We start from the raw sequence: 23349 nt of genomic DNA, 5'->3' as shown, positions 1-23349 counted from the left end.
ACCTGCGGCGGGAAAGCCAATCCGGCACCCGCAGGAGTCGCGAGAACACCCGTGGGAGTCACACGAAAAGCGCCACTGCCTCGGTGTGGTGACGCTCCGGCTTCTCCCGGCAGCGGACCGCAAGGCCCTGAGGACCTGAGCCTGGCCGCCACGATAGAGGGCGGCCGAAGGCCCCTGGTTCCACGACGCGCCGGTGCCCGGCCAGTCGTGGCGATCCTCACAACTGCGCGAATCACCCTACGAGCGAGCCTACGACGCCGTCGGCGCCGTTGCTCCCACGGCCTTCGCGGCCTCCCGCACCGCGCCGGCGACGGCACCGGCGACCTTGTCGTTGAAGACGCTCGGGATGATGTAGTTCGGGTTCAGCTCGTCCTCGGTCACCACGTCCGCCAGCGCCTTTGCGGCCGCCAGCATCATCTCCGTGTTGACCGTGCGGGACTGCGCGTCCAGCAGACCGCGGAAGACACCCGGGAAGACCAGCACGTTGTTGATCTGGTTCGGGAAGTCGGAGCGGCCGGTGGCCACGACCGCGGCGGTCTGGCGGGCGATCGCCGGGTCCACCTCGGGGTCCGGGTTCGCGAGCGCGAACACGATCGCGCCCTCAGCCATGGCGGCCACGTCATCGCCGTCGAGGACGTTCGGGGCGGAGACGCCGATGAAGACGTCGGCGCCGCGCACGGCCTCCTTCAGCGTGCCGGTGAGGTTCTCCGGGTTGGTGTTGTCGGCGATCCAGCGCAGCGCCGAGCCCGGGGCGGCGTCGACGAGGTCCTCGCGGCCGGCGTGCACGACACCGTGGATGTCGGCGACGACGGCGTTCTTCACGCCCGCGGCGATCAGCAGCTTGAGGATGGCCGTACCGGCCGCGCCGGCACCGGACATGACGACCCGGATGTTCTCAATTGCCTTGCTCGCGACGCGAAGTGCGTTCGTGAGGGCGGCGAGGACGACGATCGCCGTGCCGTGCTGGTCGTCGTGGAAGACGGGGATGTCGAGGGCCTCGCGCAGCCGGGCCTCGATCTCGAAGCAGCGCGGCGCGGAGATGTCCTCGAGGTTGATGCCGGCGAAGCCGGGGGCGATGGCCTTGACGATCTCGACGATCGCGTCGGTGTCCTGGGTGTCCAGGCAGATCGGCCAGGCGTCGATGCCGGCGAACCGCTTGAAGAGGGCCGCCTTGCCCTCCATGACCGGCAGGGCGGCCTTGGGGCCGATGTTGCCCAGGCCCAGCACGGCCGAGCCGTCCGTCACGACCGCAACGGAGTTGCGCTTGATGGTGAGGCGGCGGGCGTCCTCGGGGTTCTCGGCGATCGCCATGCAGACGCGGGCCACACCCGGCGTGTAGATCATCGAGAGGTCGTCACGGTTGCGGATGGGGTGCTTGGACGCCATCTCGATCTTGCCGCCGAGGTGCATCAGGAACGTACGGTCGGAGACCTTGCCGAGGGTGACGCCCTCGATGTGGCGGAGCTGCTCGACGATCTCGTCGGCGTGCGCGGTCGAGGTCGCCGCGATGGTGACGTCGATCCGGAGCTTCTCGTGCCCGGAGGCGGTGACGTCGAGGCCGGTGACCGAGCCTCCGTGGGACTCGACGGCTCCGGTGAGCTGGGAGACCGCGGTTCCGCTCGCGGGCACCTCCAGCCGGACCGTCATCGAGTAGGAGACGCTGGGCGCCGTTGCCATGGCCGACTTCCTCTGCTTTCACCTGTGACGCTGGATGTGCCGTCCGATCGTCGCACCTACCGCCGAGTACGCGGTAGCCGCCCAGCATTGCGAACGTTTTGTTCTCAACGAAAGAGGCCCACGTCACATCGTGACGTGGGCCTCTCCCGCTTGTTCAGTGACACCGACCCGCCATGCTCGCCTCGCGGCAAGTGGTCGCTCGTAGCGACGAAGGTTGGGCCCGGGGGCTTGGATCGGGCCGGTGCCACGTCCAGGCTAACAAACGGATCCCGTAAGGCCATTCCCGTGCGGGGAGTTCATCGGAATCAGTCCCTCAGCAGGTCCGGCACACCCGCGGCGTCCGGTTCGTCCCGCTCCCCCGAGACGACCGTGAGCTGCTGGGTGGCCCGGGTCAGGGCGACGTAGAGCACCCGCAGGCCGGCCGGGGACTCGTCGGCGATCTCGGCCGGGGAGACGACCACGGTGGCGTCGTACTCCAGGCCCTTGGCCTCCAGGCTGCCCAGGGCCACCACGCGGTCGCCGAGGCCGGCGAGCCAGCGCCGGGCCTCCTCGCGGCGGTTCATGGCGACGACGACGCCGACGGTGCCGTCGACGCGCTCCAGCAGGCGCTCGGCCTCGGCACGGACGGTGGCGCCCAGGGTGCCCTCCACGGCCGCGAAGCGCGGGACGACGCCGGTGGAGCGGACCGCGGAGGGCGACTCGGCGCCGGGCATGGCCAGCGCCAGCACCTTGGCCGCCAGTTCGGCGATCTCGGCCGGGTTGCGGTAGTTCACGGTCAGCTGGAAGCGGCGGCGCGGGCGGGTGCCGAGGGCCTCGTCGCGGGCCTCGGCGGCCTCGTCGGGGTCGGACCAGGAGGACTGGGCCGGGTCGCCGACGACCGTCCAGGTGGCGTGCCGGCCGCGGCGGCCGACCATGCGCCACTGCATCGGCGTGAGGTCCTGGGCCTCGTCGACGATGACGTGCGCGTACTCGGTGCGCTCCTGGGCCAGACGCTCGGCCCGTTCGCGCTGCGACTCCTCGCGTACGGGCATCAGCTCCTCGAGGCCGGTGAGGTGGTCGAGCGGGTCGAGGTCGCGCCGCTTCTTCGGGCGGGCCGGGGCGCCGAGGATCGCCTGGAGCTCGTCGAGCATCGCGATGTCGTGCACGGAGTGGCCCTGGCGCTTCAGGGAGCGGGCGACCCTGCGCACCTCGCCGGGGTTCAGGATCCGGCGGGCCCAGCGCCCGAGGCGCCGTTCGTCCGCCATGGCGTCCAGGACGGATCTGGGGGTCAGCTCCGGCCACCAGGCGTCGAGGAAGGCGATGAAGCTGTCCTCGGACATGATGTCCTCGTCGAAGGAGGAGCGCAGCTCGGCGGCGAGCTCGGGGTCGTTGTGGCGGCCGGCGGCGCCGGAGCGCTCCCAGAGGGCGTCCAGGAGCAGCTTGCGGGCGCGGGGACGCAGCAGGTTCACGGGTGCGGTGCCGCCGAGGGCGGCCTGGCGGATACGGCCGAGCTCGTCGGCCTCCAGCTCCAGCCGCCGGCCGAATGCGACGACCCGCAGACGCGTGGGCGGACCGGCGGGGGCGGCGACCTCGGGGGCGTCGAAGGCGAGCTGGCCGACGGGGGCCATGCCTTCGGAAGCCCCGACGGCGCGTCGGCCGGTGGAACCCCCGTTCCCGGCGTCGAGGGCGCGTCGGTCGGCGGGGGTGCCCGCACCCAGTTCCAGTGCCCCGCGCGCCGCCTTGCGCAGCACTCTCAGCATCCGGTGCGAGCCCTTGGCCCGGGCCACGGCCGGGGCGTCGTAGAGGGTGGCCTCGGTGCCGTCGACGAGGGAGCCGATGGCGCGGATGGCGACCTGGCCCTCCTCGCCGAGGGAGGGCAGGACGCCTTCGGTGTAGGCCACGAGCAGCGGGGTCGGGGAGACGATCAGGATGCCGCCCGCGTAGCGGCGCCGGTCCTGGTACAGCAGGTAGGCCGCCCGGTGCAGGGCGACGGCGGTCTTGCCGGTGCCGGGGCCGCCCTCGACGTAGGTGACGGAGGCGGCGGGGGCGCGGATGACGAGGTCCTGCTCGGCCTGGATGGAGGCGACGATGTCGCGCATGGTGTGGCTGCGGGCCTGGCCGAGGGCGGCCATGAGGGCGCCGTCGCCGATGACGGGCAGTTCGCCGCCGTCGAGGTGGGCCTTCAGCTCGGGGCGCATCAGGTCGTCCTCGACGCCGAGCACCCTGCGGCCCTTGGAGCGGATGACGCGCCGGCGCACGACCCGGCCGGGGTCGACCGGGGTCGAGCGGTAGAAGGGGGCGGCCGCCGGGGCCCGCCAGTCGATCACGAGCGGGGTGTAGTCGGCGTCGAGGACGCCGATGCGGCCGATGTGCAGGGTCTCGGCGATGTCGGCGGTGTTGTCCGGGCGGACCGCGCCGTCCGCCGGTTCGACGGCGGTGTAGGCGCCGTCCGGCCCCTTCTTGCCGTCCTTCCCCTGCAGCAGGTCGATCCGGCCGAAGAGGAAGTCCTCGAACTCGTTGTTGAGCCGGTTGAGGTGGACGCCCGCCCGGAACACCTGTGCGTCCCGCTCGGCGAGCGCGCCGGGTGTGCCGACCTGGCCGCGCTGGGCCGCGTCGTGCATGAGGAACTCGGCCTCGTGGATCTTCTCCTCGAGACGCCGGTACACCCGGTCGAGGTGTTCCTGTTCGACGCTGATCTCCCCGTCACGAACCGAGTCGTGAACCGAGACGAGCGCGGCTTCCTGCTGAGCCTGAGCGGCCACCGGGCCCCCTTCTGACGTGCTGGGCAGCCGTCAACCGTACGCGAAAGGGGCCGGTGGTGGCGAGGGGCTTGCGGGGCAGTCTCTAGGCTTCGATCTCGACGAGCTTCTTGCCGTCGAAGGTCATGACCTCGAAGTGGTCGATCTCGTCGGGGGTGAAGGCCGCGCCACCCTGGACGTAGAGCGGGTTCTTGGCCTGTTCGGTCTTGGCTCCGGGGAGGCCGTAGCCCCATTCCGGGACGGACCAGGAGGAGATGGTCTCGCGCTCGCCGTTCTTGCCGACGGCGATCAGCGAGCACTTGTTGGGGCCGGCCACGTTCTTCAGCTCGACCACGGCCTCGGTGCCCCAGGCCTTCTTCTCCATGCCGACGGTCGCCGTGACCTTGGTGCTCGGGTCGGTGCCCGTGACCTTCTCGGGAAGTTTCTGGAAGACGGACTGGGCGGGGCTGGCGCCCGCCTCGACCGTCGTACCGCCGCCGCTGTCGCCGCCGCTCGCCGCCATGGCCGCGAGCGGCCCGGCGATGATCAGCGCGACCGAGGCCGCGAGCATGTAGAAGCTGCGCCGGCGCTTCTGGGCGCGGCGATCGGCGACCTCGTCGACGAGCTTCTCCGCCATCCGTGGAGTCGGCGTGGCGGACAGCGAGTCGCCGATCGTGGGCGTGCCGGTGCCCGGCAGGTCCGCGAGGGCCGCCAGCATCGGTTCCATCCCGGCGAGCTCGTCGAGCTGCTGGGCGCACCACTCGCAGGTGGCGAGGTGCGCTTCAAAGGCCGTTGCCTCTGCGTCGTCGAGGATCCCGAGGGCATAGGCGCCGACGGTCTCGTGCTCGTTCGGAGCCGGAGATCCCTGCATGGGGCCAGACATACCCGAACCACCTGTTCCGAATCCCCCGTAAACGCTCATCACGCCGTCACCCCCCGCTCCTCAAGAGCAAGCTTCATCGACCTCAGGGCATAGAAGACCCGCGAACGGACGGTGCCGCTGGGTATCCCCAGGGTCTGAGCCGCCTCGTTGACGGTACGCCCCTTGAAGTACGTCTCGACGAGCACCTCCCGGTGAGCCGGGGTCAGGTCGTCGAGTGCGTCCGACAGCGTCATCAGCCACAGCGCCTTGTCGATCTCGTCCTCCGCGGGGATGACCTCCAGCGGCGACGGGTCGACCTCCTGCGGCCGGGCCTGCCGGCTTCGGTGGCCGTCGATGACGATGCGGCGAGCGACCGTCACCAGCCAGGGGCGTACAGATCCGGTCGCACGATTGAGCTGACCGGCGTTCTTCCAGGCACGGATGAGCGTCTCCTGCACGACGTCCTCGGCGCGCTGCCGGTCTCCGGCAACCAGGCGCAGGACATAAGCGAGCAGCGGTCCCGCATGCTCTCTATAGAGGGCACGCATCAGCTCCTCATCAGGTTCCGAGGGCTGGGACATGCGATGTCGGGCCCTCGTTCCACGTTCATTGGCCACGACGGAATCTTTGCGCACGCCCACCTCCGATGTCCGGGGGTTCCCCCTGCCGGTCGCTCAACACCGGGTACGCACGGGGGGCGTTGCGTGTTCAAAGTGACGCGAGACTTTTCTCGGGGAGACGTGACGAGGGCGGACATGGGTGCACATACTCACCGCTTCTTCTTTACATTTCCGCCACGTTGGCAAGTTCGGCGGCACTGCCCGTACGCCGCCGTAACCAAACGGAGTGTTGTCGAAATCACTTCGACAGTCGCTCCACAGAAGCCGCATATCGGTCACCAAGAAGCCGTACGGCCGTGCACATACCCATGGTTGGGCTCTTTCAAGCGCGCGTGAGGGCCACTCGACGGCGATGCCGGGCCACCCTTTCCCGGTTTCCGCAGACCTCGCTGGAGCACCAACGGCGCCTGCGGCCCCGGGACGTGTCGACGTACACGATGGGGCAGTTGTCCCCTTCGCACTGGCGCAGTCCGGCGCGGGCGGCGGGGTCGGTGAGCAGTTCCACGGTGTCCCGGGCGACGGCGGCGAGCAGCGCGGCGCAGACCGGCGGGCCGGACAACTCCCGTACGAGGGATCCGTCCTCACCCGGCACGGCGCGGGGGGCGGGGGGTGCGGCGCGGGCGAGGTCGTTGACGCGGGCGAGCGCGAGGTCGTACGCCGGCGTCCGCGCCTCGGGCGGGGCGAGCCGGCCGTGCACCAACAGGCCGACGGACCGGCGCAGTTCCAGGAATCCCACGAGCCAGGAGTCGTCGGCGTGCGCCAGCGCGGTGCCGGCCGGGACGAGTCCGGAGCCGGTGATCCAGGCGCACAGGGGCGGGAGGGAGTCGAGGTGTTCGAAGGGGTGGGAGGTGGCGAGCAGATCCAGACAGATCCGCCCGGCGTCGAACCGCAGCTCGTACGAGACCGTGGCCGTACCCAGTGCCATGTGCCTGTCACCGCCTAGGGGTTGCCCCGGGGGAAGGGACCAGTGGGAAGGGCGGGAAGAACCGTTCTCTCTTACAGTGCCTTCCCGCTGCCGCGCCTGGAACCCCTCGTGACGCCGGTCAAGCATGTGCGGTGCGCCCGGGCCCCTCCCTCATGGAGCGCCGACTGTCCCTCTATGCCCCTTATGCGTCCGCGTACTTCGCGTCGGCCGCCGGGTCCAGCGCCAGGCGGTAGCCACGCTTCACCACCGTCTGGATCAACTTCGGTGCCCCCAGGGCCGTACGGAGGCGGGCCATCGCCGTCTCCACCGCGTGTTCGTCACGTCCCGCCCCCGGCAGCGCGCGCAGCAGGTCCGCGCGGGGGACGACCCAGCCGGGCCGGCGGGACAGCGCCCGCAGCAGGGACATCCCGGCCGGCGGTACGGGCTTCAGCTCGCCGTCCACCAGGACCGCGTGGCCGCGGATCTCCACCCGGTGCCCCGCGACCGGCAGCGACCGTGCCCGGGCGGGGAGTTCCTGGCACAGCAGCTGGACGAGGGGGCCGAGCCGGAAGCGCTCGGGCTGGACCGTGTCCACGCCCTGGGCCTGCAAAGGCAGCGCGGTGACCGGGCCGACACAGGCCGGCAGCACGTCGTGGCTGAGGGCGGCCAGCAGCTCGGCCAGCAGCCCGCGGTCCTCGGCCCGGGCCAGCAGGGACACGGCGGCCGGCGCGCTGGTGAAGGTGATGGCGTCGAGGCCGCGCGTGACGGCGGCGTCGAGGAGACGGTCCAGCGGCGAGAGGTCCTCGGGCGGCATCCACCGGTAGACGGGCACCCCGACGACCTCCGCTCCCGCCTCCCGCAGCGCCTCGACGAACCCGGGCAGCGGCTCGCCGTGCAGCTGCACGGCGACCCGGCGGCCGTCGACGCCCTCCTCCAGCAGCCGGTCGAGCACCTCGGCCATGGACTCGCTGGACGGCGACCACTCCTCGGTCAGCCCGGCGGCCCGGACCGACCCCTTGACCTTGGGCCCGCGGGCGAGCAGCTCCACCCCGCGCAGCCGCTCCAGCAGCGACTCGCCGAGCCCCCACCCCTCGGCGGCCTCGATCCAGCCCCGGAAGCCGATCGCGGTGGTGGCCACCACGACGTCGGGCGCCTGGTCGATGAGGTCCTTGGTGGCGGCGAGCAGCTCACCGTCGTCGGCGAGCGGCACGATGCGCAAAGCGGGCGCGTGGACAACCGCCGCGCCGCGCCGCTGGAGCAGCGCTCCGAGCTCGTCGGCCCGGCGCGCGGCGGTGACTCCTACTGTGAACCCCGCGAGGGGCCCGTGTTCCGGTCGCTGCTGTTGCTCGTACATCACACTCGTCCCGCTCGAGTTCATTGCACCTACATGCCGAGCGAGCCTGTCAACGGTGCGTGACAGGCTCGGTTCGGCTTCATGTCGCCGGTGTTACGTCACACCCCCGGCACGTGTTTCGCCGGTGGTACAGCTCACACCTCGGCGTAGCTGAGCTGCGGGTTCGCCTCCGAAGCGCCGCCCGTGGCCGTGATCCGACCGGCCGACCGGCGAAGGTATACGGCCCAAGTAACCACGAAGCAGGCCCCGTAGAAGGCGAGGAAGGCGACGAAGGCGCCGGTGCCGGAACCGTAGGAGAGGAAGGACTGCCGGAAGGCGAGGTTGATGCCGACGCCGCCGAGCGCGCCCACGGCCCCGATGAGGCCCATGGAAGCCCCGGACAGCCGCCGCCCGTAGCTCGCGGCCTCCTCGCCCTGGAGCCCCTTCGCCACGGCCTTGGCCTGGAAGATGCCGGGGATCATCTTGTACGTCGAGCCGTTGCCGAGGCCGCTGAGGACGAACAGCACCACGAAGACGGAGACGAAGAGCGGCAGCGACTTCTGCATGCTGGCGAAGACCAGGACGCCGGTGGCGGCGGCCATGCCGACGTAGTTGTAGAGGGTGATGCGGGCGCCGCCGTAGCGGTCGGCGAGCCAGCCGCCGACGGGGCGGATGAGGGAGCCGAGCAGCGGGCCGATGAAGGTGAGGTACGCGGCCTGCAGCGGGGTGCGGCCGAACTGGTTCGTCAGGACCTGGCCGAAGGCGAAGCTGTAGCCGATGAACGAGCCGAACGTGCCGACGTAGAGGAAGGACATGATCCAGGTGTGGGCGTCCTTCGCGGCGTCCTTGGCGGCGCCGGTGTCGTTCTTCACGGACGTGAGGTTGTCCATGAACAGGGCGGCGAGGACGGCGGCGACCAGGATCAGCGGGATGTAGATGCCGAGCAGCACGCGCGGCCCGCCGCTCGCGCCGATGACCGCGAGCGCGACCAGCTGGAGCACCGGCACGCCGATGTTGCCGCCGCCCGCGTTCAGGCCGAGCGCCCAGCCCTTCTTGCGCAGCGGGAAGAAGGCGTTGATGTTGGTCATGGAGGAGGCGAAGTTGCCGCCGCCGATGCCGGCGAGCAGGCCGACGAGGAGGAACGTGTTGAAGGAGGTTCCCGGCTCCATCACCGTGAACGCGGCGACGGTGGGGATGAGCAGGAGCCCGGCCGAGATGATCGTCCAGTTCCGGCCGCCGAAGACGGCGACGGCGAAGGTGTAGGGGACGCGGACGACCGCGCCGACCAGGGTGACCACCGACGTCAGCAGGAACTTGTCCGCCGGGGTCAGGCCGTACTCCGGGCCCATGAAGAGCACCAGTACCGACCACATGGTCCAGACCGAGAACCCGATGTGCTCGGAGAGGACGGAGAAGAACAGGTTCCGGCGGGCGATCTTCTCGCCGCTCTGCTGCCAGAAGGTCTCGTCCTCGGGATCCCAGTGCTCGATCCAGCGACCTCCCCTGCTTCGTGCGGGGGCTGTACCAGGGGCTGTCATGACGCCTCCACGGGGCTTCGGGGCTCGGGTGCTCGGGTGGTTCAGGGCGATTGAGCGGTGTTGAGTCCCGAAGGTAGGGAGGGCGCGTTTCCTGTCTGTGGCTGCGGGTGACCGGAAAGGAACTTTGCTCTCACCTTCGAGGAGGACGGGATGAGAGGTCTTTTCCGCCGACCTCGGCACCCGTCCCCCACACCGTAGCCGAGTACGGTGCCGCGCACCCGAGCCTCAGGCCCGGTGCACTCCCGCCCGGACACGGCCGCGCCCGCGCTGCCGCTGAGCCCCGTCCGGCCACAGCCTGGGCCTGCGCCGCGCCGCCAGGTCCTCCGCCCAGCCGAAGCAGACGACACAGCCGGCGACGAGGATCCAGACGAGGACGAGCACCGGCCAGGAGCTCACAAGGAGCCAGGAGAAGTGCAGCTCCAGCACCTCGAAGCCCCACAGCCGGTCCCACAGCATCGCCGCGACGACGATGCACACGTTGTGCCAGAGGTAGATCGTCACCGCGCGGGAGTTGAGGAGCGTGATCAGGCGGTCCCAGCGGCGCAGCCGGCGCGGCCACTCGGTCCAGGTCGGGCTGAGGTGCAGGAGCAGCAGCACCGTCGCGAAGGACCACAGGGCCTGGCCGAAGGGGATGTCGTCGAGGTCGTGGCCGGGCCGGAAGCCGTGGGTGAGGGCGTACCAGAGGCCCACGGCGGCGACGGCGGGCGCCACGGACGGGACGACGTAGCGGGGCAGCCGTTTCAAGATGCCCTCCTGGTGGGCCATGCCGAGGAGCCAGCAGGCGCCGAAGGTGGCGAAGTCGGCGACGGCGGAGTCGATCCGCGTGCTGGGGAGGTCGATCCAGCCCCAGGTGAGGGCGCCGGTGAGGGCGATCGGGGCGAGGATCGTCGGCCACGGCAGCGCCCGCAGGGCCTTGAGCAGGAACGGGGAGAGCAGGACGTACCAGAGGTAGGCGCGGACGTACCAGAGCGGGACGGCGAGCTGGGCCGCCCAGTCCTCGCCGAGGAATCCGTGGACGCCGGGCAGGGTCTCGGCGGCCTGCGGTTCGCTCAGCGGCAGGATCCAGAAGGTGAGGTGGAGCCACCACCAGCCCGGGTGCCCCTCGGAGTCCGGCCCCCAGCCCTGGAGCAGCATGCCGGTCACGCCGACCGCGCCGAGCAGCCACAGCGGCGGCAGCAGGCGGCGCAGCCGGCCGCGTACGACCTGCACGGCGGGACGCTTCAGGGAGCGGGCCATGAGGTTGCCGGCGAGGGCGAACATCACGCCCATCGACGGGAACACCACGGGCAGCCAGGCCCAGCCCATCAGGTGGTAGAAGACGACGCGGAAGAGGGCGATCGCGCGCAGCAGGTCGAAGTAGCGGTCGCGGACCGGTGCCCTGCGCGGCGGTTCGACCGGGACCGGCTCGTCCTGTGTGTCGGACGGCAGGGTGGGAGTCGTGCTCATCGGGCCGCCTCCTGGTCCACGGACTGCCGGCGCGGTTCCGCCTCGGCGGGCGGCGCGGACACCTGGCCCATGCGCCGCAGCTTCTGCCAGCGCAGCCGGCCACCGGTCAGGGCGGTGATCCAGGACTGGAGCAGGACGACGTACATGAGCTGGCGGTAGAGGAGCTGCTGGAGGGGCAGCGAGATCAGCGGGGTCAGGCGTTCGCGGTCGAGGACGAAGGCGTACGCGGCGCAGGCGGCCTGGATGGCGAGCACTCCGAACCAGGCGGCGATCGTCTTGCCCGTGGGCCCGAAGACCAGTCCGTAGAAGAGGAACACGTCGAACAGGGGCGCCAGGAGCGGGGCGACGATCATGAACAGCGCGACCAGGGGCAGGCCCACCCGGCCGAAGCGGCCCGAGGGGCCCCGTTCGACGAGCGCGCGGCGGTGCTTCCAGATCGCCTGCATGGTGCCGTACGACCAGCGGTAGCGCTGCGACCACAGCTGCTGGACCGACTCCGGGGCCTCCGTCCAGGCGCGGGCCTTCTCCGCGTACACCACCCGCCAGCCGTCGCGGTGGATGGCCATGGTGATGTCGGTGTCCTCGGCGAGGGTGTCGTCGCTCATGCCGCCGACGCGGTCCAGGGCGCTGCGGCGGAAGGCGCCGACCGCGCCGGGGATCGTGGGCATGCACCGCAGGACGTCGTACATACGGCGGTCGAGGTTGAAGCCCATCACGTACTCGATGTGCTGCCAGGCGCCGATGAGGGTGTCCTTGTTGCCGACCTTGGCGTTGCCGGCGACGGCGCCGACGCGCGGGTCGGCGAAGGGCTGGACGAGTTCGCGGACGGTGGCCGGTTCGAAGACGGTGTCGCCGTCCATCATCACGATCAGGTCGTGCCGGGCGTTGGCGATGCCGCGGTTGAGGGCGGCGGGCTTGCCCGCGTTGAGCTGTCTGACGACGCGTACGTTCGGCAGGTCCAGGTTCTCCACGATGCGGGCCGTGCCGTCGGCGGAGCCGTCGTCGATGACGAGGACCTCGACGGGGTGCTCGCTGCGCATCAGGGAACGCACGGTGTTCTCGATGCACTTGGCCTCGTTGTACGCCGGGACCAGCACCGACACCGGTTCGGTGACCGGCGCGTCCGGGCCCCAGGTGAAGCCGCGTCGGCGGGTGCGGCGGACGTGGATGGCGGACAGCAGCAGCATCAGGCCGAAGCGGGCGAGGACCAGGAAGCCGATCACCGCGAGGCCGACGACCAGGACGGTGGTGATGGTGTCGGAGGCCCCCACCAGGAAGACCCAGGCCCTGCCCTGCCACAGGTCGAGGCCGGTGACCTCGGTGTGCGCGGACGGGGCGTTCAGGGCTTCGGTGAGGTTCTGGAACCGGTAGCCGCGCTCCTTGAGTTCGGGCAGGAGCCGGTCGAGGGCCTGGACGGTCTGGTGGCGGTCGCCGCCGGAGTCGTGCATCAGGACGATGGCGCCCTTGCCGTCCTTCGGGGTGGAGTTGCGGACGATCTCCGCGACGCCGGGCCTGCGCCAGTCCTCGCTGTCGGCGGTGGTGAGGACGGTGATGTAGCCGTGGCTGCCGACGTATCGGGTGACCGGCCAGGACTTGTTGTCCATGGCGGAGGCGCTGGAGGAGTACGGCGGCCGGAACAGCGAGGAGCGGATGCCGACCGCGCCCGCGAGCGCCATCTGGTTCTGGGTCAGCTCCCAGTCGATGCGCTTCTTGGTCTGCAGGGAGAGGTCGGGGTGGTTGAAGGTGTGCAGGCCGATCTCGTGGCCCTCGGCCGCCATGCGCCGGACCAGGTCGGGGTAGCGGGAGGCCATGGTGCCGGTGATGAAGAAGACGCCGTGCGCGTGGTGCTTCTTCAGCACGTCGAGGACCTTGGGCGTCCAGGTCGGGTCGGGGCCGTCGTCGAAGGTGAGGACGATCCGGCCGTCGGGCACGTCGAGGGTGGTGTCGGTGGCGCCCCGGGTGTCGATGACGGGGCCGCCCTCGAGGATCTTCTCGGGCACCCGGTCGGCGGCGGCCTCGGGCCCGATGCGGTGGTCGGCGAGGATCTCGCTGTGTACGTAGCCGCGCAGCATCAGCATGGCCGTCAGCGCGAGCAGGAGCAGGAGGGGCAGCAGTTGCCGCATCGGAAGCGGGCGTCGTCGAGCGGCCGTCGAACCGCCTGCTTTCCCGGTCTTCTTGGCGGATCGACGGTTGGTACGGGGTGCCATCAGACGACGTTCTCCGGGGACGGGGAGGCGGGGCTCGACGGGTCGGGCGCCGCGGACGGCGTCGCCTCGGACGCGGTGGGCACCGGCGAGGGCGTTCCCTCGGCCATGGTGCCGGTGCCGTCCCCGGCCGGGGACGGGGAGGCGACGGGCGAGGGGCTGTCGCTCGTCGGGGAGGGCTGCGGGGAGGACGGCGGCGGCAGGACCGGCGCGCTCGAACCGGGGGCCGGGCCGGGCGTGGTGACGCCCGGGGTCGGCTTGACGGGAGCGCTGGTCGTGGGCCCGGGTTTGACGGACGGGCTCGGTCCGGGCAGGCCGGCGGAGGCACTGGGGCGCGGCGTGCTCCCCGGAGTGAGGGCCACGCCGCCCACGGAGGGCGTGGCCCTCACGCCGGGCAGGAACGGGCCGACCGGGCCGGGCAGGAGGGGGCCGACCGGAGGCAGGACCGGAGCGGCCGTCCTGCTGGGCTGCGGTGGGCTGTCGGCCTCGACCTCGACCGCGGGTTTGTCGTCGTCCTGGACCGGCACCGGCAGCCAGGGCGCGTCGGAGTTGCCGGACAGGAGCGTGCCGACGATGACGACGGCGTAGGCGGCGCAGGCGATGCCCACGCAGATGCCGAGGCGGCGGATGCGGAGTCGGCGGCGGCCGGTCTCGTCGACGAACACCGGCCCGTCGGAAGCTTCCTGGGTGTCGCCCGCCTCGCCCGTGCCCTGCGGTACGGCGTCACCGAACCGCGCGGAGTCGAGCTGGACGGTCACCTCCCGCGGGTCGTTGGCCGCGGCCCCGCTGTCGTCCTGCTGCTCCTGCCAGGGGTCCCGGACCTCGGTCCCGGGCAGCTCTGCCACCGAGACCGGTGGGGCGTCGCTCGCTCCGGTTGCCGGGAACTCCTGTGTGTTGACGCCCGTCACCGGTGTGCTTCGGGTCGCGGATGCCGCATCGGGCCATTCCGGTTGAGCGTCTTTCCGCCATTTCTTCACGTGCGCTGTTCCCCCCACGGGACGATTCCGGGTGCGCGAAACGACCCGAGCGCACGTCGATGGAATCCGGCCCCCACCGGATTTTGCGCGCCCCCTTGACACAGGGCGCTCGGGGGCCCTGAATCTAGCGCAGACGCGACCGGTAAGTGCGTCAACGCGTCAATTGCCGGTTTTTAGCATGTCCACGTCTATGGCCGGAATCCATCCATTTGCGGGCCGAGCCAGCCACCCCTCCTCGGCCGACAGCCGGGCCGCGGCCCGTCGAAGCGCATCGAATCCCGGATGGACCAGGCCCTTCCGCCACACCAGTGACACCGGGGAGAGCGGAACGGGATCGACGAGCGGCCGCAGCACCGTTCCAGGCATGGCCGGAAAATTCACCACTGCGAGGATGGGATTGCCCGTCTTCGACATGATCCGCCGGAACTCCTCGTCCCCGACGGCCAGCGGTACGGCCGGCGCCACCTCGATCCCCCGCCCGTCGAACAGCCGGTGGCCGAGATCGGTCCACTCCTGGGTGCGCGGGTTCCCGGCGCCCACATACACACGCTCCCCCGCCAGCGCGGCCAGCGGCACCTCCTCCAGCGACGCCAGCCGGTGCCCCTCGGGCAGCACCACGGCCATCGGTTCGAGGCGTACGGGCTGGTGGTCGAGCTGGGACCGCAACGCCGGGGCCAGGCCCGCGAACCGGCCGAACGACGCGTCGAGGCGGCCCGCGATCATCTCGCCCGCGGCCCCCGTCAGCCCGCTCTCATAGCGGGCCATCAGCTCGTGCCCGGGGGCCAGTTCGCGCGCCCGGTGCAGCACCCGGCGCCCGGTGCCCAGGCCCGGGGAGTTGAGGTCCACGAGCAGGGGCCTGGCCTGCCCGAACACGGCCAGCAGCGCGTCCTGCGCCTCCAGCACGCGGCGCGCGTACGGCACCAGCCGCTCGCCGTCGGCCGTCAGCGTCACCTGCCGGGTCGTCCGCACGAACAACTCCGCGCCCAGCTCCCGCTCCAGCCGCCGCACATCCCGGCTGAGCGCCTGCTGAGCGACGTAGAGGCGGGTCGCGGCCCGCGTGAAGTGCAGTTCCTCGGCGACGGCGAGGAAGGCGCGCAGGAGTCGGGGGTCCAGGTGCTGGGGCATCCGGCGAACTTACAACGGGGGTGCGTCAATCGGTACGGAGCAGGTGTTGGACCCCGTGATCACTCCCAGGCGACTGTGAGGGCATGCCGCAACCGACCTCCCGCAGACCTCCCCTGTACACCGTCACCGCCGACACGCTGGTCGCCGTCGACTTCGGCCCCCGCCGGGGCCCCGGCAGGGACCCCGGCCGGGACACCCGCCGCCGTCCGGCTCGCCGACGCCCGTCCGGCCCCTACCGCCGTCTCCTCGCCCTCCCCGGCGCCCGCGCGTTCACCCTCGGGAACCTGATCGCACGGCTGCCCATGGGCATGTTCAGCGTGAGCGCGGTCGTGATGATCGCCGGTACGCGTGGCTCGTACGCCCTCGCCGGCGCGGTCACCGCGACCGGCCTCGCGACGACCGCGCTGGTCGCCCCCTGGACGGCGCGGCTGGTCGACCGCTACGGCCAGGCCCGGATCGCCGTACCGGCCACGCTGGTCGCCGCCCTCGGCTCGCTGGCGCTGCTGCTGTGCGTGCGCCACGGGGCCCCCGGCTGGACGCTGTTCGCCGCCTACGCCGCCACCGCGACGACGCCCAACACGGGCGGGATGTCCCGGGCCCGCTGGGCCCACCTGCTGAAGGGCGACGCCCGCGCCCTGCACACCGCGAACTCCTTCGAGCAGGCCGCGGACGAGCTGTGCTTCATGCTGGGCCCGGTCCTCGCGGCCTTCCTGTGCGGCACGTTCTTCCCGGAGGCGGGCACCCTGGTCGGCGTGGTGCTGCTGGTGACCGGCGTGCTGCTGTTCGCCGCCCAGCGCTCGACCGAGCCGCCCCCGCAGCGCCGTCCGCCCGGCGGCGCCCCCTACCGCGCCCCCGGCATACCGCCGCTGCTCGCCGTCTGCCTCGCCGTGGGGGCGGTGTTCGGCGCGACGGAGGTCGTCACCATCGCGTTCGCGGACGCACAGGGGCACCGTACGGCGGCGGGTGTCGTGCTCGCGCTCCAGGCGGCCGGCTCGTGCGTGGCGGGCCTGGTCTACGGGGCGATGAAGCCGACCGGGCCTGCCGAGTCCCACTACCCGGGGTGCGTCGCCGCGATGACGGCCCTGCTGACGCTGCCGCTGCTAGCGGCGGCCCTGACCGGCTCGCTCCTCGCCCTGGCCGGCACGCTGCTGGTCGCCGGGATGGCGACCGCCCCGACCATGGTCACCAGCATGGCCCTCGTCCAGGAACGCACCCCGCCCGGCCGCCTGAACGAGGGCATGTCCCTCGCGGTGACCGCCCTGCTCGGCGGCATCGCCTGCGGCAGCGCGGCCGGCGGATGGGTCGTCGAGCACGTGTCCCCGACGGCCGGATTCGGGGTGCCGGTGACGGCCGCGGCCACAGGCCTGCTGCTCACCCTGGCCCGCCCGGCAGGACGGCCCTGCTGATCGCTCTCGCCCGCCCCGCACGCCACGGCAATTCGTGCACACCCCATTGACGCGCTCACAGCCGCCACATACCTTCACCCGTCGAAGCGCTTCGACGCCGCGCATCGAATCGATTCGACGAACCCCTGCGCGGCGCCCAGACCCATCCGACTCCGACCTCCTGGAGAGACTGGATGTTGACGGCACGAAGGCGTGTGGTGGCGAGCGCGGTGGTCCTGGCCGGATCCCTGCTCATGACCTCCTGCGGCGGATCGGACGGCGGCTCCTCCGACGGCAAGACCCTGCGGCTGTGGCACTACGAGGCCCCGAACAGCGCGATGGGCGCCGCCTGGAACGAGGCCATCAAGGAGTTCGAGGCCACGCACCCGGGCGTGAAGGTGAAGTACGAGGAGAAGAGCTTCGAGCAGATCCAGAAGACCGCCCCGATGGTCCTGAACTCCTCCGACGCCCCCGACCTCATGGAGTACAACAAGGGCAACGCGACGGCGGGCCTGCTCTCCAAGCAGGGACTCCTCACCGACCTGTCCGCCGAGGCGACCCAGCGCGGCTGGGACAAGAAGCTGAGCGCGGGCGTGCGCACGACCAGCGTGTACGACACCAACGGCGTGATGGGCTCCGGCAAGTGGTACGGCGTGCCCAACTACGCCGAGTACACGATGGCCTTCTACAACAAGGACCTCTTCGCCAAGTACAAGATCGCCGAGCCGAAGACGTTCGACGACCTGACCGCCGCGATGGACACCTTCGTCAAGAACGGCGTCACCCCGCTCTCCAACGCGGGCGCCGAGTACATCGCCCAGCAGTACCTCTACCAGCTCGCCCTCTCCAAGGCCGACCGCTCCTGGGTCGACTCGTACGAGCTGTACAAGGGCAAGACCGACTTCCACGACCAGGCCTGGACGTACGCCGCCGAGACCTTCGCCGACTGGGTGAAGAAGGGGTACATCGCCAAGAACTCCACCAGCGCGAAGGCCGAGGAGGCGGGCGTCTCCTTCATCCAGGGCAAGTCGCCGATCCTGTTCTCCGGCAGCTGGTGGTACGGCCGCTTCCAGGACGAGGCGAAGTTCGACTGGGGCACTTTCCTGTGGCCCGGCTCGAACCTGACCCTCGGCTCCGGCGGCAACCTGTGGGTCGTCCCCAAGAACGCCAAGAACAAGGATCTCGCCTACGACTTCATCGACATCACCATGTCGAAGAAGATCCAGGACCTCCTCGGCAACAAGGGCGGCGTCCCGGTCGCGGCCGACGCGAACGCCATCACCGACCCCAAGGCCAAGGCCCTCATCGCCAACTTCAACACCCTGAGCGGGCGGGACGGTCTCGCCTTCTACCCCGACTGGCCGGTCGCCGGCTTCTACGACGTCCTCGTCTCCGAGACCCAGAAGCTGATCACCGGCAGCGGGAAACCGGACGCGTACCTCGACGCCCTCCAGGAGGCCTACGACAAGGGCGCGCCGAAACAATGACGGTGACCGTCGAACGGAACGCGCGGGTGGTCGACAAGGGCCCCGGCCCCCGGCCCCCGCGCCGCCCCGGCTCCTCGTACGCGCTGTTCCTGCTCCCGGGCGCCCTCGCCTTCCTCGCCGTGATCGTCGTTCCGTTCCTGATGAACACGGGCGTCAGCTTCACCGACTGGCAGGGGGTGGGCAGCCCGAAGTGGTCCGGGCTCGCCAACTACCGCGAGCTGCTGGACGACTCGGAGTTCTGGGAGTCCTTCCGGCACAGCCTGTTCATGGTCGTCGCCATGGCGGCGATCCCCACGGTCCTCGGGCTGCTTCTGGCGGCCGCCCTGTTCGACTTCGTCGGCAAGCACTTCGGGGCCAGGACAGCCGCCGTACTGCGCGCCTGCTTCTACCTCCCCCAGGTGCTGCCGATCGCGGTCGCGGGGATCGTCTGGAGCTGGATCCTGGCCCCGGACAACGGCTCGCTCAACGAGCTCCTCAAGGCAGTGGGCCTGGACTCCTGGCAGCAGGACTGGCTCGGCGACCCCGATCTCGCGCTCTACAGCGTGATGGGCGTGATGGTGTGGGTGCAGATCGGCTTCCCGCTGGTCGTCTTCATGGCCGGACTGCAACGCGTCGACCCGCAGCTGTACGAGGCGGCCGAGCTGGACGGCGCCGGCTGGTGGCGCCGCTTCCGGCACATCACGCTGCCGCAGATCCGTCCGGAGACCTATGTCGTCCTCACCTGGTGCAGCATCGCCGCCCTGAAGGTGTTCGGCGCGGTGTACGTCCTCACCAAGGGCGGGCCGGGCGGCGCCACGAACGTCCCCTCCTACTTCTCCTTCACCACGTTCTTCGAGAAGACCCAGGTCGGCTACGGCGCCGCGATCTCCACCGTCCTGACCGTGATCATCCTTGCCCTCTCGCTGGTCGGCCTGAAGCTCCAGACCCGCGCGGAGGACGCCGAGGAAGGGGTGCGCACATGACGACGGCCCTGCGCCGCTACCCGGTCCTGATCGCCCTCTGCCTCGGCGCCCTCTTCATGGTCGTCCCGTTCCTGATCGTGGCGGTCAACGCGGTCAAGTCCCCGGCCGACTACTCCCAGAACGGTCCGCTGAGCCTGCCCGACGGTCTCTATCTGGACGGTCTGAAGGACTTCTGGGAGCGGGTGGACTACAGCCAGAAGCTGGTGAACTCGGTCCTGATCAGCGGCTCGGTGGCGGTCCTCGCGGTGGTGCTGTCGGTCCTCAACGCCTACGCGATCGGCATCGGCCGCATCAAGGGCCGCACCTGGGTGCTGGCCTTCTTCGTCCTCGCCAACATGCTGCCGCAGGAGGCACTGGTCTACCCGGTGTACTACCTGAGCAAGCAGGCCGGCCTGTACGACACCAGGCTCAGCGTGATCATCGTCTTCACGGTGATCCAGGCGGCCTTCGGCACCTATCTCCTGTCCTCCGTGCTCGGCCAGTTCCCCCGGGAGATCATCGAGGCCGCCCGTATCGACGGCGCGAACAAGTGGCAGGTCCTGTGGCGGATCATCGTCCCCGTCAGCCGCCCCACCCTCGGTGTGCTGATGGTCTTCTTCTTCATCTGGACCTGGAACGAGTTCCTGCTCCCCCTGGTCATGCTGATCTCCAACGACAACCAGACCGTCTCGGTGGCTCTCGGCGTCCTCCAGGGCCAGCGCCTGATGGACGCCACCATGACCAACGCGGCGGCCCTGCTCGGCGTGCTCCCCGCCCTCGTGTTCTTCCTCGTCTTCCAGCGAACGCTCACCCGCGGCATCGCGGTGGGAGCAGTGAAGTAAGGACCCCCCACCTATGAAGTTCACCGACGGTTACTGGCTGCTGCGCGAGGGCGTCATCGCGGCCCACCCGGCCGAGGTGCTCGACGTCACCGCGTCGGACGGCACGCTGGAGATCCACGCGCCCACCCGGCCCATCCGCTCGCGCGGCGACCTGATGACGGGACCGGTCATGACGATCAACGCGCACACCCCGATGCCCGACGTCATCGGCCTCACCCTGACCCACTTCACGGGCGAGGAGCAGCGCGGCCCCGAGTTCGAGCTCACCGAGGGCGGGACCACCCCCCAGGTCTCCTACGACGACGAGCACGCGACCCTGACCTCCGGCGCCCTGTCCGTGAAGGTCGCCCGGGGCGGCCCCTGGAACGTCGAGTTCCTCGCCCACGGCCGCGTCCTCACCTCCAGCGGACACAAGAGCATGGGCATCATGCGCGACGCCACGGGCGCCCACTATCTGCGCGAGCAGCTCAACCTGGGGGTGGGGACCAGCGTCTACGGCCTCGGTGAACGCTTCGGCCCGCTGGTCAAGAACGGCCAGGTCGTCGACGTCTGGCAGGCCGACGGGGGCACCTGCAGCGAGCAGGCCTACAAGAACGTCCCCTTCTATCTGACCGACGCGGGCTACGGCGTCTTCGTCGACCACCCGGGCAAGGTGTCCTTCGAGGTCGCCTCGGAGGTCGTGTCGCGGGCGCAGTTCAGCGCGGAGACCCAGCAGTTGACGTACTACGTCATCTACGGGCCGACCCCGAAGGACATCCTGCGCAAGTACACGGCCCTCACCGGCCGCCCGGCCCTGCCGCCCGCCTGGTCGTTCGGGCTGTGGCTGTCGACGTCGTTCACCACCTCGTACGACGAGGAGACCGTCACCTCCTTCATCGACGGCATGCGGGAGCGCGAACTGCCGCTGTCCGTTTTCCACTTCGACTGCTTCTGGATGCGCGAGTTCAACTGGTGCGACTTCCAGTGGGATCCGCGGGTCTTCCCCGACCCGGAGGGCATGCTCGCGCGGTTGAAGGAGCGTGGCCTGCGGATCTGTGTGTGGATCAACCCGTACATCGCGCAGAGGTCGCCGTTGTTCGCGGAGGGCAAGGCACTCGGGCATCTGCTGAAGCGGCCGGACGGGAGCGTCTGGCAGTGGGACATGTGGCAGCCCGGCATGGCGCTGGTCGACTTCAGCAGCCCGGCCGCCCGCGACTGGTACGCGGCGAAGCTGGAGGCGCTGCTCGCGCAGGGCGTCGACTGCTTCAAGACCGACTTCGGCGAGCGCGTCCCGCTCGACGTGGCCTGGTCCGACGGCTCCGACCCGGAGCGGATGCACAACTACTACACGTATCTCTACAACCGCACGGTCTTCGACGTGCTGCGGGGGCACCGGGGCGAGAGCGAGGCGGTCCTCTTCGCCCGGTCGGCGACCACCGGGAGCCAGCGCTTCCCCGTGCACTGGGGCGGCGACTGCGAGGCGACGTACGAGTCGATGGCGGAGTCGCTGCGCGGCGGGCTCTCGCTCGGCCTCTCCGGCTTCGGTTTCTGGAGCCACGACATCGGCGGCTTCGAGGGCACGCCCACTCCGGCCCTCTTCAAGCGGTGGCTGGCCTTCGGCCTGCTCTCCTCGCACAGCCGCCTGCACGGCTCCTCCTCCTACCGGGTGCCATGGCTGTTCGACGAGGAGTCGGTGGACGTGCTGCGGCACTTCACCCGGCTGAAGCTCCGGCTCATGCCCTATCTCTACGAGGCCGCCCGCATCGCTCACACCGAGGGCCTGCCGATGATGCGGGCGATGGTGCTGGAGTTCCCGGACGACCCCGGGTGCGCGCATCTGGAGCGGCAGTACATGCTCGGGCCGGACCTGCTGGTGGCGCCCGTGTTCTGCGACGAGGGGGACGTCTCCTACTACGTCCCCGAGGGCACGTGGACCCACTTCGTCACCGGGGAGACCGTGACCGGGCCGCGCTGGGTGCGCGAGAAGCACGAGTTCCTCAGCGTGCCGCTGCTTGTGCGGCCGGGTGCGGTGATCCCGGTGGGCGCGGTGGACGACCGGCCCGACTATCCGCACGCCGACGGGGTCACCCTGCGGGCGTACGGACTGCGGCGGGGCGCCCAGGTGACGGTGCCGGTCGGGGACGTGACCTTCACCGTCGTACGGGAGGGGGACACGCTGCGGGCGTCCTCCAGTGATCCCTCGGCGCCCTGGGCGCTGGCGGCCGGGGAGCGGATCGCGCGGGCGCAGGCGGGGACCGGCTTCCTCACCCTGGAGCTGGGCTGATGGTCAAGATCACCGATGTGGCGAAGCATGCCGGTGTCTCGCCCAGCACGGTCTCGTACGCGCTGAGCGGCAAGCGCCCGATCTCCGAGGAGACCCGGCAGCGCGTCGAGGCGGCCATCCGCGAGCTGGGCTACCGCCCGCACGCGGGGGCCCGGGCGCTGGCCAGCAGCAAGTCGAACGTGCTGGCGTTGGTCGTACCGCTGCGGGCGGGGATCCATGTCCCCGTCGTCATGCAGTTCGCGGTGTCCGTGGTCACCACCGCGCGCCGGCACGACCACGACGTCCTGCTGCTCACCCAGGAGGAGGGCGAGGAGGGGCTGCGGCGGGTCGCGGACACCGCGCTGGTCGACGCGCTGATCGTGATGGACGTCCAGCTCGACGACCCCAGGCTGCCGCTGCTGCGCTCGTTGGAGAGACCGTCCGTGATGATCGGGTTCCCCTCCGACTCCGAGGGCCTGACCTGCATCGACCTCGACTTCCGGGCGGCCGGCGAGGCCTGCGTGGACCATCTGGCGCGGCTCGGGCACCGGGTGGTGGCCCTCGTCGGGTCACCGCCGGAGGTGTACGTGCGCGGGACGGCGTTCGCGCAGCGCGTGGTGCAGGGGTTCACCGCCGCCGCCGACCGCAGCGGGCTGGCGTCCGCCGTCCATCCGTGCGAGGCCGGGCCCGCCGCCGCCCGCCGGGTCGCCGAGCAGCTGCTGCGCGAGCAGCCGGCGCTGACCGGGGTCGTCGTGCACAACGAGCCGGTCCTGGAGCCGCTGATCGACGCTTTCGAGCAGCTCGGGCTGCGGGTGCCCGGCGATCTGTCCGTCACCGCCATCTGCCCCGACGAACTCGCCGAGAGCGTCCGGGTGCCCGTCACCTCCGTCGCCCTGCCGTCCGCCGAGGTGGGCGAGCGGGCGGTGGAGCTGCTGATGCGCAAGCTGGGCGGCGACGACGTACCGGAGGCGACACTGCTGCCGCCCCGACTGACGGAACGCGCGAGCACGGCACCACGCGACGCCTGAAGCCCCGTAGGTGCGTTCAGC

The 23349-nt window shown here is 70.9% G+C and carries 17 protein-coding genes; 6 read left to right on the top strand and 11 right to left on the bottom strand.

Annotated features, from left to right (window positions below):
• Nucleotides 1-249: 249 nt before the first annotated feature.
• From ACFYWX_RS21950 to ACFYWX_RS21900, 11 genes are all read right to left on the bottom strand, one after another.
• Nucleotides 250-1677, bottom strand: a complete 1428-nt coding sequence (locus ACFYWX_RS21950) for an NAD-dependent malic enzyme (RefSeq protein ID WP_389425740.1) — start codon at nucleotides 1675-1677, stop codon at nucleotides 250-252.
• 305 nt (nucleotides 1678-1982) lie between these two features.
• A complete protein-coding gene (locus ACFYWX_RS21945; RefSeq protein ID WP_389425739.1) occupies nucleotides 1983-4418 on the bottom strand; it encodes a HelD family protein in 2436 nt (811 codons plus the stop codon).
• Nucleotides 4419-4500: 82 nt separating this feature from the next.
• Nucleotides 4501-5265, bottom strand: a complete 765-nt coding sequence (locus ACFYWX_RS21940) for an anti-sigma factor family protein (protein ID WP_389425738.1) — start codon at nucleotides 5263-5265, stop codon at nucleotides 4501-4503.
• A 50-nt stretch (nucleotides 5266-5315) separates the two neighbouring features.
• Nucleotides 5316-5897 (bottom strand): sigma-70 family RNA polymerase sigma factor, encoded by a 582-nt coding sequence (locus ACFYWX_RS21935; protein WP_078947779.1) that lies wholly within the window; start codon nucleotides 5895-5897, stop codon nucleotides 5316-5318.
• A gap of 301 nt (nucleotides 5898-6198) precedes the next feature.
• Complete coding sequence (locus ACFYWX_RS21930; RefSeq protein ID WP_389425737.1) at nucleotides 6199-6801, bottom strand: CGNR zinc finger domain-containing protein; 603 nt, start codon at nucleotides 6799-6801, stop codon at nucleotides 6199-6201.
• A gap of 181 nt (nucleotides 6802-6982) precedes the next feature.
• Nucleotides 6983-8134: a uroporphyrinogen-III synthase gene (locus ACFYWX_RS21925; protein ID WP_389425885.1), complete on the bottom strand. Its 1152-nt coding sequence runs from the start codon at nucleotides 8132-8134 to the stop codon at nucleotides 6983-6985.
• Nucleotides 8135-8268: 134 nt separating this feature from the next.
• Nucleotides 8269-9651, bottom strand: a complete 1383-nt coding sequence (locus ACFYWX_RS21920) for a nitrate/nitrite transporter (protein WP_389425736.1) — start codon at nucleotides 9649-9651, stop codon at nucleotides 8269-8271.
• Between the two features lie 225 nt (nucleotides 9652-9876).
• A complete protein-coding gene (locus ACFYWX_RS21915) occupies nucleotides 9877-11097 on the bottom strand; it encodes an acyltransferase (protein ID WP_389425735.1) in 1221 nt (406 codons plus the stop codon).
• Nucleotides 11094-13304: a bifunctional polysaccharide deacetylase/glycosyltransferase family 2 protein gene (locus ACFYWX_RS21910; RefSeq protein WP_389425734.1), complete on the bottom strand. Its 2211-nt coding sequence runs from the start codon at nucleotides 13302-13304 to the stop codon at nucleotides 11094-11096. Before ACFYWX_RS21910 ends, ACFYWX_RS21915 begins: the two co-directional genes overlap by 4 nt.
• Nucleotides 13304-14209, bottom strand: a complete 906-nt coding sequence (locus tag ACFYWX_RS21905) for a hypothetical protein (protein ID WP_389425733.1) — start codon at nucleotides 14207-14209, stop codon at nucleotides 13304-13306. Before ACFYWX_RS21905 ends, ACFYWX_RS21910 begins: the two co-directional genes overlap by 1 nt.
• A 228-nt stretch (nucleotides 14210-14437) precedes the next feature.
• A complete protein-coding gene (locus ACFYWX_RS21900) occupies nucleotides 14438-15403 on the bottom strand; it encodes a LysR family transcriptional regulator (RefSeq protein WP_389425732.1) in 966 nt (321 codons plus the stop codon).
• Between the two features lie 83 nt (nucleotides 15404-15486).
• Between ACFYWX_RS21900 and ACFYWX_RS21895 the strand changes: the two genes are divergently transcribed.
• The 6 genes from ACFYWX_RS21895 to ACFYWX_RS21870 all read left to right on the top strand — a co-directional run bounded on the left by ACFYWX_RS21895 (nucleotide 15487) and on the right by ACFYWX_RS21870 (nucleotide 23328).
• Entirely contained in the window at nucleotides 15487-16809 is a 1323-nt protein-coding gene (locus ACFYWX_RS21895; protein WP_389425731.1) for an MFS transporter, read from the top strand.
• A gap of 173 nt (nucleotides 16810-16982) precedes the next feature.
• Complete coding sequence (locus tag ACFYWX_RS21890; RefSeq protein ID WP_389425730.1) at nucleotides 16983-18275, top strand: ABC transporter substrate-binding protein; 1293 nt, start codon at nucleotides 16983-16985, stop codon at nucleotides 18273-18275.
• Nucleotides 18272-19237, top strand: coding sequence for a carbohydrate ABC transporter permease (locus ACFYWX_RS21885; RefSeq protein WP_389425729.1), 966 nt, complete (start codon nucleotides 18272-18274; stop codon nucleotides 19235-19237). The genes ACFYWX_RS21890 and ACFYWX_RS21885 overlap by 4 nt, the downstream gene beginning before the upstream one ends.
• The gene (locus tag ACFYWX_RS21880) at nucleotides 19234-20058 is read left to right on the top strand and encodes a carbohydrate ABC transporter permease (protein ID WP_389425728.1); all 825 of its coding nucleotides are present in this window, start codon (nucleotides 19234-19236) and stop codon (nucleotides 20056-20058) included. The genes ACFYWX_RS21885 and ACFYWX_RS21880 overlap by 4 nt, the downstream gene beginning before the upstream one ends.
• Nucleotides 20059-20071: 13 nt before the next feature.
• Entirely contained in the window at nucleotides 20072-22321 is a 2250-nt protein-coding gene (yicI, locus tag ACFYWX_RS21875) for an alpha-xylosidase (RefSeq protein ID WP_389425727.1), read from the top strand.
• On the top strand, nucleotides 22321-23328 hold the full coding sequence (locus ACFYWX_RS21870; RefSeq protein WP_389425726.1) for a LacI family DNA-binding transcriptional regulator: 1008 nt from the start codon (nucleotides 22321-22323) through the stop codon (nucleotides 23326-23328). Before yicI ends, ACFYWX_RS21870 begins: the two co-directional genes overlap by 1 nt.
• Nucleotides 23329-23349 lie beyond the last annotated feature (21 nt).

The organism is Streptomyces sp. NPDC002888 (assembly GCF_042888465.1).
Taxonomy (GTDB): Bacteria; Actinomycetota; Actinomycetes; order Streptomycetales; family Streptomycetaceae; genus Streptomyces.
The sequence above is the reverse complement of the archived record's forward strand: the minus strand, read 5'-3'. Positions and strand labels throughout refer to the sequence as shown.